The following is a 15,773-nucleotide window of genomic DNA, read 5'->3' as shown; positions in this document are numbered from 1 at the left end:
CTTGCTGACCTGCGCATTGAGAGCCACGCCACACGGCCGACGATTCCCGTCGATCCGGCCACAACTAGTAAAAGGGGTCATTGCGGACCCGGTTCCGGCCTGCTTCTCTGGACGACGTCGCCAGGCGCCACGAGCCCTCACGGGCCGCGGCGCCGACGTATGCGGCCACCGCACGACGCGAGGGTCACGGCATACGGGCGATCCACCGTCCCCGACGCAAGAGGTTCTCCGTGTCCGTCTCCTTCATCCGCCGCATCGCCACCCCGAAGAAGGCCATCACCGCCGCCGCCCTGGCCGCCGCCACCGCCGGTATGGCGCTGAGCGCGGCGCCCGCCCAGGCCGCCCCGACCTCGGCCTCCTCCGCTCAGGCGATCGCGCACAAGATGATCCCGGACGCCGCGCAGTACAACGCGTTCAACAAGATCGTCTCTCACGAGAGCGGCTGGAACGTCTCCGCCACCAACGGCTCCTCCGGCGCCTACGGCCTGGTGCAGGCGCTGCCGGGCTCGAAGATGGCCTCGGCCGGCTCGGACTGGAAGACCAACCCGGCCACCCAGATCAAGTGGGGCCTGGACTACATGAAGTCCCGCTACGGCAGCCCCGTCGCCGCCTGGAGCTTCTGGCAGGCCAACGGCTGGTACTGAGCCGGCCGCGCACGAACCGGCGGAACCTGACCCCGCCCAGCGAGCACCCCCGTCCCCCACGGACGGGGGTGCTCGCGTGTGTGCGGGGCGCGTGCGGTGCGGTGCGGGTCGCCCCGGTACGGCTCCAGGAGTGATGGACTGATCACGCCCTGTCCGACCGCCCGGAGGAAACGACGATGCCGCCCTCGACGACACCGGCGCCGGACCCGGACCCGGACCCAGACCCGGACCCGGCGCCGGCCCGGAGTCCGGATCCGGAGGCGCGCGGGGTGCCGCTGGTGGCCGTGTTCCTGGCGCTGACCGCGGTCAGCGGCCTGATCGACGCGGTGAGCTTCCTCGGACTCGGCCGGGTGTTCACGGCGAACATGACCGGCAACGTGGTCATCCTCGGCTTCGCCGCGGCCCGTGCGCCCGGCTTCTCGGCCGGGCACACGGCGACCTCGCTCGCCGGGTTCCTGCTGGGCGCGGCCGCGTCCGGGCGGGTGGCGGCGTGGCACCGCACGGAGTCCCGGCGGGCCCGCGCCCGACTGACCCTGGCCCTGGAGGCGGTGCTGACCGGGGGCGCGGCGGCGCTCGCCTTCGCCCGGCCTGACGCCACCGGCCCCGGGAGCGGCACCGGCTACGCCTTGATCGCGCTGACGGCGTTCGCGATGGGCCTGCGCAGCGCGGCGGTCCGCAGACTGGGCGTCGCGGACCTGAACACCACCGTCCTCACCATGACGCTGACCGGCCTGTTCTCCGAGTCCCGGCTCGGCGACGCGACGAGCCGGCGCTCGCCGCGCCGCGCGGGCGCGGGCCTCGCCATGCTCGCCGGTGCCTGCCTGGGCGCCTGGCTGGTCCTGCACCACGGCCCCGCGTTGCCGCTGCTCGTCGCAGCGGCGACCGCGGCCGTACTGGCGGTGGTGACGTCGGGCCGCGAGTGACCCGGCCCGCCCCATCCGTCAGCCGTCCGGTGGCCGGCGGCAGTGTCCTCACAGCCGCTGGATGATCGTCCCCGTCGCCAGTCCCCCGCCCGCGCACATCGTGACCAGCGCGAACTCCTTGTCGGTGCGTTCCAGCTCGTGCAGGGCGGTGGTGATCAGCCGGGCGCCGGTCGCGCCGACGGGGTGGCCGAGGGCGATCGCGCCGCCGTTGACGTTGACCTTGGCCAGGTCCTGGTCGAAGACCTGGGCCCAGCTGAGGACGACGGAGGCGAAGGCCTCGTTGATCTCGACGACGTCGATGTCCTTCAGGGACATGCCCGCCTTGCCGAGGACGGCCTTGGTGGCGTCGATGGGGCCGTCGAGGTGGAAGTGCGGGTCGGCGCCGACCAGGGCCTGGGCGACGATCCGCGCGCGCGGCCGCAGCTTCAGGGCGCGGGCCATCCGCTTCGACGCCCACATGATGGCGGCGGCGCCGTCCGAGATCTGGGAGGAGTTCCCGGCCGTGTGGACGGCCCTCGGCATCACCGGCTTGAGCCCGGCCAGCGCCTGCGCGGAGGTGTCCCGCAGTCCCTCGTCCTTGTCGACCAGCCGCCACATGCCCTGCCCGGCGTGCTGCTCCTCCTCGGTGGTGGGCACCTGCACGGCGAAGGTCTCCCGCTTGAAACGTTCCTCCGCCCAGGCGTGCGCGGCGCGCTCCTGGGAGAGCAGGCCGAGACCGTCCACGTCCTCCCGGGTCAGGCCGCGGTGCCGGGCGATCCGCTCGGCGGCCTCGAACTGGTTGGGCAGGTCCACGTTCCACTCGTCCGGGAACGGCTTGCCCGGCCCGTGCTTGGAGCCGGAGCCGAGCGGCACCCGGGACATCGCCTCGACCCCGCAGCTGACGCCGACGTCGATCACACCGGCGGCGACCATGTTGGCCACCATGTGCGAGGCCTGCTGCGAGGAGCCGCACTGGCAGTCCACGGTCGTCGCGGCCGTCTCGTAGGGGAGGCCCATGGTGAGCCACGCCGTGCGCGCGGGGTTCATGGACTGCTCGCCGGCGTGGGTCACCGTGCCGCCGACGATCTGCTCGACCGCGTCGGCGGGTATGCCGGTGCGGCCGAGGAGTTCACGGTAGGTCTCGCCCAGCAGATAGGCGGGGTGCAGATTGGCGAGCGCGCCGCCGCGCCTGCCGATCGGGGTGCGTACGGCTTCGACGATCACGGGTTCCGCGGCCATGGGGGTGCGTCCTCTCCTCGGTCGCCCGCGCGGCGCGGAGACGTCCCGGCCCGCCCGCCACGCAGAACTAGAACGCGTACTAGTTCTGCCTGCAGTCTGCTGACAGACCGTCCGGTGCCGCAAGGGTCGTGCAGGCCCCGAAGTCGTGATCCGCGTGAATTTCGCATGCGTTCGGTGCCGCCGGATGTCTTGCGGCTTGTAGAACCCGTTACTACCTTCGCGACAGCCCTGCCTTCCTGATGGGCCGTCAGAACAGACGGTGGTCCGTCAGAACGAAACGACGGGAGCCCCCGATGCACTGCCCCGCGCTGCCCGACGGGTTCGACCTCACCGACCCCGACCTGCTGCACCACCGCGTGCCGCTCCCGGAGTTCGCCGGGCTGCGCGCGGCCGAGCCGGTCCGCTGGATCCCGCAGCCGCACGGCCTGGCGGGCTTCGACGACGACGGCTACTGGGCCGTGACCCGGCACGCGGACGTCAAGTACGTCTCCACGCACCCGGAGATCTTCTCCTCGTACCTCAACACGGCGATCATCCGCTTCAACGAGCACATCGAACGCGACGCCATCGACGCCCAGCGGCTGATCCTGCTCAACATGGACCCGCCGGAGCACACCCGGGTCCGCCAGATCGTGCAGCGCGGCTTCACTCCCCGCTCGATCCGCGCCCTGGAGGAGCGCCTGCGCGCCCGCGCCCGGGCGATCGTCGAGGGCGCCCGCGCCCGCTCCGGCCCCTTCGACTTCGTCACCGAGGTGGCGTGCGAACTGCCGCTGCAGGCCATCGCCGAGCTGATCGGGGTCCCCCAGGAGGACCGCTCCAAGATCTTCGACTGGTCCAACAAGATGATCGCGTACGACGACCCCGAGTACGCCATCACCGAGGAGGTCGGCGCCCAGTCGGCCACCGAGATCATCGCCTACGCCATGAACATGGCCGCCGAGCGCAAGCGGTGCCCGGCGCACGACATCGTGACGACGCTGGTGGCGGCGGAGGACGAGGGCAACCTCAGCTCCGACGAGTTCGGCTTCTTCGTGCTGATGCTCGCCGTGGCCGGGAACGAGACCACCCGCAACGCCATCACGCACGGCATGCACGCCTTCCTCACCCACCCTGACCAGTGGGAGCTGTTCAAGCGTGAGCGCCCGGCGAGCGCCGCGGAGGAGATCGTCCGCTGGGCGACCCCGGTCAACGCGTTCCAGCGGACGGCCACGCAGGACACCGAACTGGGCGGTTCGCGGATCAGGAAGGGCGACCGGGTGGGCCTCTTCTACGCCTCCGCCAACCACGACCCCGACGTCTTCACCGACCCCGACGCGTTCGACATCACCCGGGACCCCAATCCCCACCTCGGCTTCGGCGGCGGCGGCCCGCACTTCTGCCTCGGCAAGTCCCTCGCGGTCCTGGAGATCGACCTGATCTTCACCGCCCTCGCCGACGCCATGCCCGGCCTGAAACTCGCCGGCGACCCTCGCCGACTGCGCTCGGCCTGGATCAACGGCGTGAAGGAACTCCCGGTCAGCGCGGACTGACCACGGCCTCACCCGGGGACCCGCCGGCGTCAGCGCGGCGCCGGCGCGTCCTCGGCCGCGGGTTCCCGGCGGAGCGCCGCCGCCTTGACGATCTCCGGGCGCGGCCCCTGGCAGAGGTACGACAGCCCGAACCCGGCGCTCACCACCGCGGCCCCGCCCACCGCGTCCAGCACCCAGTGGTTGCCGGTCGCGACGATCGCCGAGACCGTGAAGAGGGGGTGCAGCAGGCCGAGGGCCTTCATCCACCAGCGGGGGGCGACGACCGCGATGACGACGCCGCACCACAGCGCCCAGCCGAAGTGCAGCGAGGGCATCGCCGCGTACTGGTTGGTCAGCGCGGTCAGGGTGCCGTAGTTCGGCTTGGAGAAGTCCTGGACGCCGTGGACGGTGTCGATGATGCCGAGGGAGGGCATCAGGCGCGGCGGGGCCAGCGGGAAGAGCCAGAACCCGACCAGGGCGAGCAGAGTGGCGAAGCCGAGACTGGAGCGGGCCCAGCGGTAGTCGACCGGGCGGCGCGAGTAGAGGACGGCGAGGACGGTCAGCGGGACGACGAAGTGGAAGGTTTCGTAGTAGTAGTCGAAGAAGGAACGCAGCCATCCGATGTTGACGACGGCGTGGTTGACCCCGTGCTCGATGTCGATGTGCAGGAACCGCTCGATGCCGAGCACGATGTGCCCGTGGTGCTCGGCGCGGATCCGGCCGCCGGAGATGGTGCCGCCGGTCGCGGCCAGCCTGACCTGCTGGTACGCGGCGTAGGTGACGCGGATGAGGAGCAGTTCCAGCAGCAGGTTGGGGCGGGTGAGCACGCGGCGCAGGAACGGCAGCAGCGGCACGTGCCGGAAACGGGCGGGGACCGGCGGGGCGTACCGCGTCGGCAGGGGCTCCTGGTAGTACGGCGAAGTACGGGAGAGAAACGGTACGGCGACGGCGGCGGACAGCGCCGCGAGCAGCACCAGGTTGTCCCGCAGCGGGAACATCACCTGCATGTTCGGCAGCATCATCTTCGCCGGAAGCGTGGTGACGAGGACGACCGCGAGCGGCCAGACACAGCGGTCGGATGCCCGTCTGCCGACCCGGCCGACGACCGCGAGCAGCACCCACAGCAGCTGGTGCTGCCAGGCGGTCGGGGACGCGGCGACGGCGGCGCAGCCGGTGACGGCGACGGCGAGCAGGAGCTGGCCGTCGTGGGCGTAGCGGACGGCGCGGCGCAGGGCGAGGGCGGCGACGGCGGCGCCCAGCAGCAGGAAGACGGCGATCTCCAGGGGGCCGGTCAGGCCGAGGCGGAGCAGGCCGCCGTGCAGGGACTGGTTGGCGAGGTCGTCGGCCTCGCCGCCGAGTCCGGCGCCGGCCATGTGGTGCACCCAGTAGGTGTACGAGTCGTGCGGCATCGCGGCCCAGGCCAGCGCCGTGCTCGCGGCGAACGCGGCGAGCGCGGACAGGGCGGCCCGGCGGCGGCCGGTGAACCACAGCAGCGGGGCGAAGAGCAGCACGGTGGGCTGGAACGCGGCGGCCAGGCCGACGCACAGCCCGCTCAGCCGCTGCCCGCGCACGGTGAAGCAGCCGGCCAGCACCAGCAGCACCGGCAGGACGCTGGTCTGGCCGAGCCAGAGCGCGTTGCGGACCGGCAGGGAGAGCATCAGCAGGCTCACCGCGACCGGCGCGGCCAGCAGGGAGGTGCGGCGGCTGACGGGCTGGGGCAGCGCGCGGGCGGCGATCAGGCCGACGGCGACGACGAGGAGCAGGGTCCCGAAGGTCCAGCCCCAGCCGAGGGCCTGTTCGGCCGCGTGGGTGAGGGGTCTGAGGACGAGCCCGGCGAACGGGGTGCCGGTGAACTGGGTCGAGTCGTACAGCGAGCCCTTGACGTGCAGGACGCCGTTCGGGCCGACCCAGGTCTCCAGGTCGGTGAGCCGTTCGCCGCTCGGGGTGGTCAGGACGGCGGCGACCTGGCGCACCGAGAGGAGCGCGGCCACCGCCCACAGGGCGAGCCGGGCCGCTCTCAGGCGGGCTCCGATCGCCGTCGCCCCGAAGGCATCCGCCGGTCGCCCGCTGTGCTCCACGTTCACCACGCCTCGTCGGCCTTCCGCCCCGTCGTCCCGGGCGCGTCCGCGCGCCGGGTTCCTCCAGCGAACCCATGGAGGGGCCGCACGCCCCCCGGGGGAGACGCGGGGCACCCCCGCTTCGCCTGACGCAGGTCTCCTTTTGTCCGGATGACGATAGTCCGCGCGGTCTGCGGTTGCAGGCGGGGTGCGCGAGAAGGATCACAGCGGACGGCCGGAATGCCGGCCCGGGGGCGGGCGGACGGGCCTGGACAGGCGCCGTTTAGCTGCCCCATGCATCGAGTTGTGCACGATGCGTAATGCGCCGAACACACCCTATGGTCGCTTTTCGGCCCGCTTTCCGGCACCGTCGCCGCCGGGCCGCGCCCCTGTCCCCGTCGAAAGGTAGGCGAGCCTCGTTTTGGCGACCGCCACAGCCGTCTCCCCGCCCCTGGTGAAGCCCCGGAAGCCCGTACGGGTCTCCTCCGACGTCACCGTCACCGATCCCGCGCTCGTCAAGCGTGCCGTGAAGGCGGCCGCGCTGGGCAACGCGATGGAGTGGTTCGACTTCGGCGTCTACAGCTACATCGCGGTCACCCTGGGCAAGGTCTTCTTCCCGTCCGGCAACCCGACCACACAGCTGCTCTCCACCTTCGGCGCCTTCGCCGCGGCCTTCCTGGTCCGCCCGCTCGGCGGCATGGTCTTCGGCCCGCTCGGCGACCGGGTGGGGCGGCAGAAGGTCCTCGCCGTCACGATGATCATGATGGCGGCCGGCACGTTCGCGATCGGGCTGATCCCCTCGTACGGCGCGATCGGCGTCGGCGCACCGCTGCTGCTGCTGGCGGCCCGGCTGGTGCAGGGGTTCTCCACCGGTGGCGAGTACGCGGGCGCGTCGACGTTCATCGCCGAGTACGCGCCCGACAAGAAGCGCGGCTTCTTCGGCAGCTGGCTGGAGTTCGGCACGCTCGCCGGGTACATCGGCGGTGCGGGCCTGGTCACCCTGCTGACGGCGCTGCTCTCCACGCACGATCTGACGTCCTGGGGCTGGCGGATCCCGTTCCTGGTCGCCGGTCCGATGGGTGTCATCGGCCTCTACCTGCGGCTGAAGCTGGAGGAGACGCCCGCCTTCGCCGCCGAGGTCGAGAAGGCGGAGGCCGCCCGGCCGAAGGTGCCGCTGCGCGAGATGATCACGGGTCAGTGGAAGTCGCTGCTGCTGTGCATGGGCCTGGTGCTGGTCTTCAACGTCACCGACTACATGCTGCTGTCGTACATGCCGAGCTATCTGACCAGTGAGCTGAAGTACGACGCGACGCACGGGCTGCTGGTGGTGCTCGGCGTGATGGCCCTGATGATGATCGTCCAGCCGTTCGCCGGCGCGCTCAGCGACCGGGTCGGGCGCCGGCCCGTCATCGCCGCGGGCTGCGCGGGGTTCCTGTTCCTGTCGATCCCGGCGCTGCTGCTGATCCGTGAGGGCAGTCTGCTGGCGGTGGGGCTGGGCATGGCGGCGCTGGGCCTCCTCCTGGTCTGCTTCACGGCGGCCATGCCGGCCGCGCTGCCCGCTCTCTTCCCGACCCGGGTGCGGTACGGGTCCCTGTCGATCGGGTTCAACGTGTCCGTGTCCCTGTTCGGCGGGACGACTCCGCTGGTCGTGACCGCGCTGATCGGGGCGACCGGGAACATGATGATGCCCGCGTACTACATGATGGCCGCGGCTGTCGTGGGCGGGGTCGCGGTGTGGCGCATGACCGAGTCCGCGGGCCGGCCCCTGCCGGGCTCCGCCCCCTCGATCGAGCCCCACTGACCGCTGGGCGCGGCGCCTCGGTGACTTCGGGGGTTGCAGCCCCCGCCCGCTGCATGGCGCCGCTGATGCCTTCGCCCGTCCGCCCGGTGCGGGCACGCCGTGGCTGATCGCGCAGTTCCCCGCGCCCCTAGGGGGGTTGCCACCCCGCCCGTTGTACGGCGCCGCCGCCCCGGCCCGTCCGTCCGCCCGGCGCGGGCACGCCGTGGCCGGCCGCGCAGTTCCCCGCGCCCCTGACGGGGCGCGTGCGTGCGTAGCTGCGGGCATGCGTGCCGCTCGGGGCGGCACGGGTGGGCGCAGCGGCACCCTGGCAGCGCCGGTGAGCGAGTCCACCCCCGGCCAACCCCGGGCAGCGGGCAATCGTGCCGCTGGGGCGGCGCCTGGCAGCGCCGGTGAGCGGCCCCACCCCCGGGCACCCGGAGCAGCGGAACCGATTTCACATCCGCGCCGTCTGTAGCCCTGGCAACGGCGCGGTGGAGGGGTGGCACGGTTCATGGAACACGTTCGGCGGAGGCGTCGCGCGCTGGTGGTGGTTCTCAGTCTCCTCGGCATCCAGCTGAGCCTGCTCATCGCCCCGGCGTACGCGTGCGGCTGCGGTGCCATGATTCCCGACGCCCGGCAGCGGATCGCCGTCGCCGAGGAGCAGTCCGTGCTCCGCTGGGACGGCCGCCAGGAGCAGATCGTGATGCGGCTGACGGTCGAGGGAGACACCCGCCGCGCCGCCTGGATCATGCCCGTCCCGCACCGCGCGACCGTCCGCCTCGGCGACCCCCACCTGTTCGACCAGCTGTCCGCCGCCACCGCCCCCGTGCACCGCATCCGCCCGCACTTCTGGCCCCGGCACGGCGACTGGCCCTTCGACGACACCTCGGACGGCGTCGCGGCCGCCCCGCCCCCGGTGGGCGGCGCCGGCGGCGTGCACGTGGTCGGCCGGCAGCGGCTCGGCCCGTTCGACGTGGCTCGGCTCACCGCCACCGACCCGGCCGCTCTCGACACCTGGCTGCGCACCCACGGCTTCTCCTTCCCCGACCGGCTGCGGACGGCGCTCCAGCCGTACGTCGACCAGCACTGGGAGTACGTGGCAGTCCGCCTCGCCCCCGAGACCGCCGGCACCCCCCTGCACGGCGCCCTCGACCCCCTGCACCTCACCTTCGCCAGCGACCGCGCCGTCTACCCGATGCGCCTGTCCCGGCTGGCCCGCACGCCGCAGACCCTCGGCCTCTACGTGCTCGCGGCGCACCGCATGCGCCCCGTCTCCGACATCGGCGGCACCGCACCCCGCGTGCTGTTCGCCGGCCGGCTCAAGGACCTCAAGGACCCCGTCGGCCCCCTCGCCACGCTCGCGCACGGAACGCCGTATCTGACGGCCCTCAGCCAGGAGTTCTACGACCCCTCCCGCATCACCGGCGACCACGAACTGCGCCCGGCTGCCACCGACACGCCGTACCAGCAGGTCGTCTACGAGGACCGGTTGAGGGAGTTCGCCGGTGTGCCGGCCTGGCTGCTGACCGTCGGCGGCGCCCTGCTCCTGCTGGTCGCGGCGGCCGTCCTGCTCGCCGTACGGCACTCCCGGCGGCCGGTGCGGCCACCGCCGCCCGTACACCCACCTGAGCCGATCGGCTGAGTTCCGACGGTACCCGTTGCGGGCACCCGGAAGTCGGGTGACACGGGAACCGAACCCCGACTACCTTCGTTAGCACAGCTAGTTAGAAGTGCTAAGTAGCCTCGGGGACACTCGGGACCACTCGGGAAAGGCAGCAGACGCATGAGCGGGTCGCAGCTGTGGGACGACGTCGACAACTACTTCTCTGGACACCTCTCACCCGATGACGAGGCGCTGGAGGCGGCGTTGCGGGACAGTGAGGCCGCCGGACTTCCGGCCATTTCCGTCACCCCGGCCCAGGGCAAGCTCCTCCAGATCCTCGCCCAGGTCCAGGGCGCCCGCACCATCCTGGAGATCGGCACCCTCGGCGGCTACAGCACCATCTGGATGGGCCGCGCCCTCCCCGAGGACGGCCGCCTCATCTCCCTGGAGTACAGCGCCAAGCACGCCGAGGTGGCCACGCGCAACCTGGCCCGGGCCGGCCTGGAACGGGTCGCGGAGGTGCGGGTGGGCCCAGCCCTGGAGTCGCTGCCCAAGCTCGCCGACGAGAACCCGGCCCCCTTCGATCTGGTGTTCATCGACGCCGACAAGGCCAACAACGCGCACTACGTGGAGTGGGCGCTCCGCCTCACCCGGGCGGGCAGCCTGATCGTCCTGGACAACGTGGTGCGCGGCGGCCGGGTGCTGAACGCCGACAGCACCGAACCGGACGTCGTCGGCACCCGCGCCGCCCTCGACCTGATCGCCACCCACCCGAGGCTCACCGGGACGGCGATCCAGACCGTCGGCAGCAAGGGCCACGACGGCTTCGCGCTGGCCCGGGTACTGGCGTAGCCGCCCGTAGTGGCACAGCCGTAGCGGGACGCGGGGCCCCGGGGCTCTCAACTCTCGTGGTAGAAGCCCACGTTGACGCTGCGCGGCGCCGTGCGGTCCTGGACGACGAGTTCACCGGAGCCGCCCCGCGGGAGGGCGACGATGCCGCCGTAGGTGAGGGTCTGCGCGTACTCCCCGACGATCAGCCGCACTTCGGAGGACGGCTCGGCCTGGGAGCCGCGCAGCCAGCCCACCTGCCACGTCCCGTCGGGGCCGCAGCGGAACTCCAGGTGGACGCGCGAGACGAACAGCCAGTCGTCCGGCGTGACCAGGCGGCACACGGAGGCGTCCCGGCCCACCCGCAGCACGGCACCCGGCTCGCTGGGCGCGTCGGCCATCGTCATACCGGCGGTGGCACCCGCGTCGGCCCCCGAGACGGTGGCCATGGTGAGTTCGAGCACGTGCGTCCCCCTGATGCGGCGAAATGTCAGAACGTCCCTGCGCGGTGCCCGTCCGGGCACACCGCCGCCGCATGATAAAACGCCCGGCCGGGCCGCGTCCGGCACAATGGGTTCATGACCGAGCGAAAGCCACCCGGCGTTCCGTTCGAGTCCTGGGCGGACAAACAGATCCGGGACGCCCAGCGGCGCGGTGAGTTCGACGCGCTGCCCGGCGCGGGCGAGCCGCTGCCCACGGACATCGAGTCGCCGTACGACGAACTGTGGTGGATCAAGCGGAAGATGGCCCGCGAGGGCCTGGCCGCGCTGCCGCCGGCGCTGGCTCTGCGCAAAGAGGCCGAGGACGCGCTCGTGGCGGCGTACGCGGCGCCCTCGGAGCGGATCGTGCGGCAGATCATCACCGACGTCAACGTCAAGATCCGCGAGATGATGTTCAAGCCGCCGCCCGGCCCGCCACTCGGCAAGAAGCCGTACGACGTCGAGGAGGTCGTACGGGAGTGGCGGCAGCGCAGGGCTGCCGCCACCCCCGAGGGCGCACCGGGCTGAGCCCCCGCCGCGCCGCTCCTCTCAGTTGTGCAGCAGCCGTCCCGCCAGCTCCCGGTAGTCACGCAGGGCGAGCCGCAGCCGCTCGGTGTCGGCGTCCGACCCCGGGCGGCGCTTCTCGGTGTCCTGCCAGGAGTAGCGCAGGGTACGGCGCCTGCGCGTCACGGCGTCGGTGAAGCGCGCCGCGATCTCCTCCAGCGCCCGGTCGGCCTCCTCCACGGCGGCCCGCGGCTCGTCCACGAACTCCGTGACGGCGTGCCGCAGCCGCTGCTCCCACTGGTCGGTCTCGTCATGCGCCAGCAGCGGCGCCCCGGCGGCACCGGTCCCGGCGGAGCCGTCGGTGCCGATCGCGTCGGGTGTTCCCGGTGCGCCGGGTGCCGTGGGCCAGGTGTCGCCCGAGCGGGGCTCGGTCGTTCCGCTCTCGCGTGCGGCGGTCCGGCCCGGGGAGGGCGCGCCGAGGCCGTCGTCGGGCATGCGGGCGCCGGTGCCGCGGCCGGTTCCGGGCGGGCCCGGTGTGCGGTCGTCGGCCGTCAGGCCCTCCGCGCCGGGGGCCACCGTGCCCGGCAGCCGCACCGAGCGGGAGCCGGGAGCCCCCGCGTCGCGTTCGGTGTAGTCACCGGTGTTCCGGTCCGTATAAGCGCCGGTGCCGGTGTCGCGTTCGGCGTAGTCGCCGTCCGGGTCCGGACGGCCGGTCGTCCTGTCCTCGGCCATGGTGCTCAGCTCTCCTTCGGACGGCTCTTGTCGGCGGTCCACGGCAGATGGTGGCCGTGCGACGGCGTGCCGGCCGCTCCGGCGGGGCGGGGCGCGGCGCCGGCGTGCGCCCGGTGCCGGCCGTGGTCGCCGTCTCCGGTCCCGGTCAGATCGTCGAAGAGGGCCCGGGCCGAGACCAGGGCCGAACGCATCTCCTCCGTCCCGGCGCCGGCCGCGTTCGCCCCGCCGCCAGCGCCCACGCCCGTCCCCGTCTCCATGTGGGACATCCGGTGCACGCGCCGGTAGCCGTCCACATGGCCGGCGTGGTGCACGGACAGCGCGGCGAACTGCTCCTCGTAGCGCTCTCCGCCCGGGTAGCCGCGCTGCCCGGCCAGCTCGGCGAGCAGTTGGTCGGCCTCGGCCACCGCCTGGCGGGGCGAGTCGACGAAGTGTTCCTGTACGGCGGTCCAGCGGGCCTCGTACCGCTCCCGCTCGCCGCCTTCAAGCGGACGTTCCCGCAGGTCACCGTGGCGTTCGACGCGCTCGGCCAGCTCTCGCTCGGCCGCCTCGGCGTCGCCGTCGTGCCGGGCGACGGTCCGCTCGTACTCCGGCCCGAAGCGCCGCTTCAGGCTCGGTCCGCCGCGCCGCCGTCCGCGGGCGCCCCAGACCAGGGCGGCCGCGACGAGGAGCACGGCCACCACGATCACGATCACTGTGATGATCATGCCTGTGGACATGATTGCCTTCCGGTCGGACCGGCCCACCTGGCCGGTTCCCTGTTCGGGTGACCCGGAAGGGCGCCCACAAACGGCCCGCCCGTGCCCCGGCCCGCGACCCGGCCCGGACCGCCCTACAATTCGCTTGCGCCGCGTCCCGGGTCGCCGCCGAGAATGGGCGGCATGAGCTGGACCATCGCCCCGGAGCCGTACGACTCACCGGTCGCCGCCGCCCTCTGGCGGGCGTACTACACGGAGGTCAGCGACCGCTGGTACCTGCTGTACGAGGGGCGCCGCACCGGCCCCGACGAGCTGGAGCGGGAGATCGCGGCCAACACGGGCGCCGAACTCGCCCCGCCGACCGGGCAGTTGATGGTCGGCCGGTACGACGGCACGCCGGGCGGTACCGCGGGCGTACGGCTGCTGGACCCGGCCACGGCGGAACTGACCCGGGTCTTCGTGCACGAGGCGATGCGCGGCAAGGGCGGGGCGGCGCTGCTCGTCACCGCGGCCGAGGACGCCGCCCGCGCCCTGGGCGCCAGGCACATCGTGCTCGACACCCGCGGCGACCTGGTGGAGGCCCGCACCCTGTACGCCCGGCTCGGCTACGCGGAGACCGAGCCCCACAACGACGTGCCGTACGCCGAGCACTGGTTCCGCAAGGAGCTGTAGCAGCCGGGCGGGACGAGCGGCCCAGAGGCCGGTCAACTGAGCGTGGCGGTCGTTCCGTTGTGGGGGCGCTCCTGTTCCGAACCGCACAGTTCGCCGGTCAGCTCGTGCACCAGCTGGGTGAGGTCGGTGGAGCGGCCCGGCTCCCACCAGTCGCCCAGCAGCTCGGCCAGGGACTCCTCGCGGGCCGTCGCGAGCCGTTCGGCGACCTCGCGGCCGGCCTCGGTCAGCACCAGGTCCGGGCCCCGGCGTTCGGCGAGGTGCCGCTCCTCGACCTGGCGGGCGGCGGCCATGACCGCCTGGAGCGGTACGGGGCTGCGCTCGGCGAGCTGGGCCGGTTCCACGGAGCCGAACTTGCGGATGCGCAGCAGCATCCAGCCGGCGGCGGGGAGCAGGTCGTACCCGGCCCGGTCGGTGATCTTCTGGTAGACCTCGCGGCGCCCCTCGCGGGTGCCGAGCAGGGACAGCGCGCGGCACACCTCGTCGTAGGAGGACCGCTCCACGGGGTTGGGCGCGAGCGTCTCGGAGACGTCCGGCGCGGTGACCGAGCCGCGCAGCCGGTCCTCCTTCAGCAGCCACGCCAGGACGAAGCCGAGGGCGGCGACCGGGGCGGCGTACAGGAAGACGTCGGTGATGGAGGCCGCGTAGGCGTGCAGCGCGGCGGGGCGCAGCGCGGGGGGCAGGGCGCCGATGCCGCGCGGGTCGGCCTTCAGCGTGTCGGCGCTGACGCCCGGGGGCAGGTGGACGCCCCGGAAGGCGGCGGTGAGTTTGTCCGCGAGGCGGGTGGCGAAGACCGTGCCGAAGATGGCGACGCCGAAGGAGGCGCCGATGGAGCGGAAGAAGGTGGCGCCGGAGGTGGCGACGCCGAGGTCCTCGTAGGCCACCGCGTTCTGCACGATGAGGACGAGGACCTGCATGACGAGGCCGAGGCCGAGGCCGAAGACGAAGAAGTAGGCGCTCATCTCGGCGGTGCCGCTGTGCTCGTCCAACTGGTGCAGCAGGAGCAGGCCGATGGCGGTGACGGCGGTGCCGGCGATCGGGAACACCTTCCAGCGGCCGGTGCGGCTGACGATCTGCCCGGAGACGGTGGAGGAGAGCAGCAGGCCGAAGACCATGGGCAGCATGTAGACGCCGGACATGGTCGGGGTGACGCCGTGCACGACCTGGAGGAACGTCGGCAGGTAGGTCATCGCGCCGAACATGGCGAAGCCGACGATGAAGCTGATGATCGCGGCGAGGGTGAAGGTGCGCAGCCGGAACAGCTTGAGCGGGAGAACGGGTTCGGCGGCCCGGCGCTCGACGCCGACGAAGCAGGCGGCGAGGACGACCCCGAGCACGATGAGCGCGATGATCTGCACCGAGCCCCACGCCCAGGTGGTGCCGCCGAGCGAGGCCACCAGGACCAGGCAGGTGGCGACGGAGGCGATCAGGAAGGTGCCGAGGTAGTCGATGACGTGGTGGGCGGCGCGGCGCGGGATGTGCAGGGCGGTGGCGATCACGGCGAGGGCGACGACGCCGACGGGCAGGTTGACGTAGAACACCCAGCGCCAGCTGAGGTGCTCGGTGAACAGTCCGCCGAGCAGCGGTCCGAGCACGCTGGTCGCGCCGAAGACGGCACCGAACAGGCCCTGGTAGCGCCCGCGATCGCGGGGCGGCACGATGTCGCCGACGATCGCCATCGACAGCACCATCAGCCCGCCGCCGCCCAGCCCTTGTAGGGCGCGGAACGCGATCAGCTGGGGCATGTTCTGCGCGGCCCCGCACAGGGCGGAGCCGATGAGGAAGATGACGATCGCCGTCTGGAACAGCCGCTTGCGCCCGTACTGGTCGCCGAGTTTGCCCCACAGGGGGGTCGCCGCCGTGGACGCCAGGAGATAGGCGGTGACCACCCAGGACAGGTGCTCCAGACCGCCGAGGTCACTGACGATGGTGGGCAGCGCGGTCGACACGATGGTCTGGTCGAGCGCGGCGAGCAGCAGCCCGAGCAGGAGGGCGCCGATCGAGACGAGCACGTTGCCGGACACGTGTTCGGAGCGCGTGACGTCCTCGTCCGTGCCGTGCGTATCCAGGACCATGGAGACCTCCCGGGCTCGGGTGCACCTCTTCCATCCTGGTCGGTGTCACCGTTTATGG

General features: G+C 72.7%; 14 protein-coding genes. 8 read left to right on the top strand and 6 right to left on the bottom strand.

Annotated elements, in window-relative coordinates:
- Positions 1-230 precede the first annotated feature (230 nt).
- Positions 231-644: a transglycosylase SLT domain-containing protein gene (locus DBP14_RS25270; protein ID WP_129309405.1), complete on the top strand. Its 414-nt coding sequence runs from the start codon at positions 231-233 to the stop codon at positions 642-644.
- A gap of 176 nt (positions 645-820) precedes the next feature.
- On the top strand, positions 821-1,567 hold the full coding sequence (locus DBP14_RS25265) for a YoaK family protein (protein ID WP_129309404.1): 747 nt from the start codon (positions 821-823) through the stop codon (positions 1,565-1,567).
- A 48-nt stretch (positions 1,568-1,615) separates the two neighbouring features.
- Here DBP14_RS25265 and DBP14_RS25260 read toward each other — a convergent pair whose 3' ends face one another.
- Entirely contained in the window at positions 1,616-2,785 is a 1,170-nt protein-coding gene (locus DBP14_RS25260) for a steroid 3-ketoacyl-CoA thiolase (RefSeq protein ID WP_129309403.1), read from the bottom strand.
- Between the two features lie 293 nt (positions 2,786-3,078).
- On the opposite strand from DBP14_RS25260, the gene DBP14_RS25255 reads away from it, so the two are divergent.
- Positions 3,079-4,314 carry a cytochrome P450 gene (locus DBP14_RS25255; RefSeq protein WP_129309402.1) on the top strand — a complete coding sequence of 412 codons (1,236 nt, stop codon included), beginning with the start codon at positions 3,079-3,081 and terminating at the stop codon, positions 4,312-4,314.
- A 29-nt stretch (positions 4,315-4,343) separates the two neighbouring features.
- Here DBP14_RS25255 and DBP14_RS25250 read toward each other — a convergent pair whose 3' ends face one another.
- Positions 4,344-6,380, bottom strand: a complete 2,037-nt coding sequence (locus tag DBP14_RS25250; RefSeq protein WP_129309401.1) for a bifunctional glycosyltransferase 87/phosphatase PAP2 family protein — start codon at positions 6,378-6,380, stop codon at positions 4,344-4,346.
- Positions 6,381-6,801: 421 nt separating this feature from the next.
- On the opposite strand from DBP14_RS25250, the gene proP reads away from it, so the two are divergent.
- The 3 genes from proP to DBP14_RS25235 all read left to right on the top strand — a co-directional run bounded on the left by proP (position 6,802) and on the right by DBP14_RS25235 (position 10,585).
- Positions 6,802-8,151 carry a glycine betaine/L-proline transporter ProP gene (gene proP, locus DBP14_RS25245; RefSeq protein WP_241741284.1) on the top strand — a complete coding sequence of 450 codons (1,350 nt, stop codon included), beginning with the start codon at positions 6,802-6,804 and terminating at the stop codon, positions 8,149-8,151.
- A 490-nt stretch (positions 8,152-8,641) separates the two neighbouring features.
- The gene (locus tag DBP14_RS25240) at positions 8,642-9,772 is read left to right on the top strand and encodes a DUF2330 domain-containing protein (protein ID WP_129309399.1); all 1,131 of its coding nucleotides are present in this window, start codon (positions 8,642-8,644) and stop codon (positions 9,770-9,772) included.
- Positions 9,773-9,913: 141 nt separating this feature from the next.
- Positions 9,914-10,585, top strand: a complete 672-nt coding sequence (locus DBP14_RS25235) for an O-methyltransferase (RefSeq protein ID WP_129309398.1) — start codon at positions 9,914-9,916, stop codon at positions 10,583-10,585.
- Positions 10,586-10,632: 47 nt separating this feature from the next.
- On the opposite strand, the gene DBP14_RS25230 is transcribed toward DBP14_RS25235, so the two are convergent.
- Positions 10,633-11,025 carry an FHA domain-containing protein gene (locus DBP14_RS25230; protein WP_129309397.1) on the bottom strand — a complete coding sequence of 131 codons (393 nt, stop codon included), beginning with the start codon at positions 11,023-11,025 and terminating at the stop codon, positions 10,633-10,635.
- 114 nt (positions 11,026-11,139) lie between these two features.
- Between DBP14_RS25230 and DBP14_RS25225 the strand changes: the two genes are divergently transcribed.
- Positions 11,140-11,568 (top strand): DUF1992 domain-containing protein, encoded by a 429-nt coding sequence (locus DBP14_RS25225; protein ID WP_129309396.1) that lies wholly within the window; start codon positions 11,140-11,142, stop codon positions 11,566-11,568.
- A 21-nt stretch (positions 11,569-11,589) separates the two neighbouring features.
- Here DBP14_RS25225 and DBP14_RS25220 read toward each other — a convergent pair whose 3' ends face one another.
- Both DBP14_RS25220 and DBP14_RS25215 read right to left on the bottom strand, forming a co-directional pair.
- Positions 11,590-12,276: a hypothetical protein gene (locus DBP14_RS25220; RefSeq protein ID WP_347239673.1), complete on the bottom strand. Its 687-nt coding sequence runs from the start codon at positions 12,274-12,276 to the stop codon at positions 11,590-11,592.
- A 5-nt stretch (positions 12,277-12,281) separates the two neighbouring features.
- Entirely contained in the window at positions 12,282-12,992 is a 711-nt protein-coding gene (locus DBP14_RS25215) for a hypothetical protein (RefSeq protein WP_129309395.1), read from the bottom strand.
- Positions 12,993-13,145: 153 nt separating this feature from the next.
- On the opposite strand from DBP14_RS25215, the gene DBP14_RS25210 reads away from it, so the two are divergent.
- Positions 13,146-13,643 carry a GNAT family N-acetyltransferase gene (locus tag DBP14_RS25210; RefSeq protein WP_129309394.1) on the top strand — a complete coding sequence of 166 codons (498 nt, stop codon included), beginning with the start codon at positions 13,146-13,148 and terminating at the stop codon, positions 13,641-13,643.
- A gap of 32 nt (positions 13,644-13,675) precedes the next feature.
- On the opposite strand, the gene DBP14_RS25205 is transcribed toward DBP14_RS25210, so the two are convergent.
- Positions 13,676-15,715, bottom strand: coding sequence for an MDR family MFS transporter (locus tag DBP14_RS25205; protein ID WP_129309393.1), 2,040 nt, complete (start codon positions 15,713-15,715; stop codon positions 13,676-13,678).
- Positions 15,716-15,773: the final 58 nt, after the last annotated feature.

Source organism: Streptomyces sp. L2, assembly GCF_004124325.1.
GTDB lineage: Bacteria > Actinomycetota > Actinomycetes > Streptomycetales > Streptomycetaceae > Streptomyces.
This window is presented reverse-complemented; position numbering and strand designations above follow the sequence as displayed.

Excerpts from the sequence above, each read along its gene's own strand:
- DBP14_RS25240 (WP_129309399.1), top strand. The coding sequence starts at position 8,642 with ATGGAACACGTTCGGCGGAGGCGTCGCGCGCTGGTGGTGGTTCTCAGT.
- DBP14_RS25260 (WP_129309403.1), bottom strand. The coding sequence starts at position 2,785 with ATGGCCGCGGAACCCGTGATCGTCGAAGCCGTACGCACCCCGATCGGC.
- DBP14_RS25265 (WP_129309404.1), top strand. The coding sequence starts at position 821 with ATGCCGCCCTCGACGACACCGGCGCCGGACCCGGACCCGGACCCAGAC.
- DBP14_RS25205 (WP_129309393.1), bottom strand. The coding sequence starts at position 15,715 with ATGGTCCTGGATACGCACGGCACGGACGAGGACGTCACGCGCTCCGAA.
- DBP14_RS25210 (WP_129309394.1), top strand. The coding sequence starts at position 13,146 with ATGGGCGGCATGAGCTGGACCATCGCCCCGGAGCCGTACGACTCACCG.
- DBP14_RS25255 (WP_129309402.1), top strand. The coding sequence starts at position 3,079 with ATGCACTGCCCCGCGCTGCCCGACGGGTTCGACCTCACCGACCCCGAC.
- DBP14_RS25225 (WP_129309396.1), top strand. The coding sequence starts at position 11,140 with ATGACCGAGCGAAAGCCACCCGGCGTTCCGTTCGAGTCCTGGGCGGAC.
- DBP14_RS25220 (WP_347239673.1), bottom strand. The coding sequence starts at position 12,276 with ATGGCCGAGGACAGGACGACCGGCCGTCCGGACCCGGACGGCGACTAC.
- DBP14_RS25235 (WP_129309398.1), top strand. The coding sequence starts at position 9,914 with ATGAGCGGGTCGCAGCTGTGGGACGACGTCGACAACTACTTCTCTGGA.
- DBP14_RS25215 (WP_129309395.1), bottom strand. The coding sequence starts at position 12,992 with ATGTCCACAGGCATGATCATCACAGTGATCGTGATCGTGGTGGCCGTG.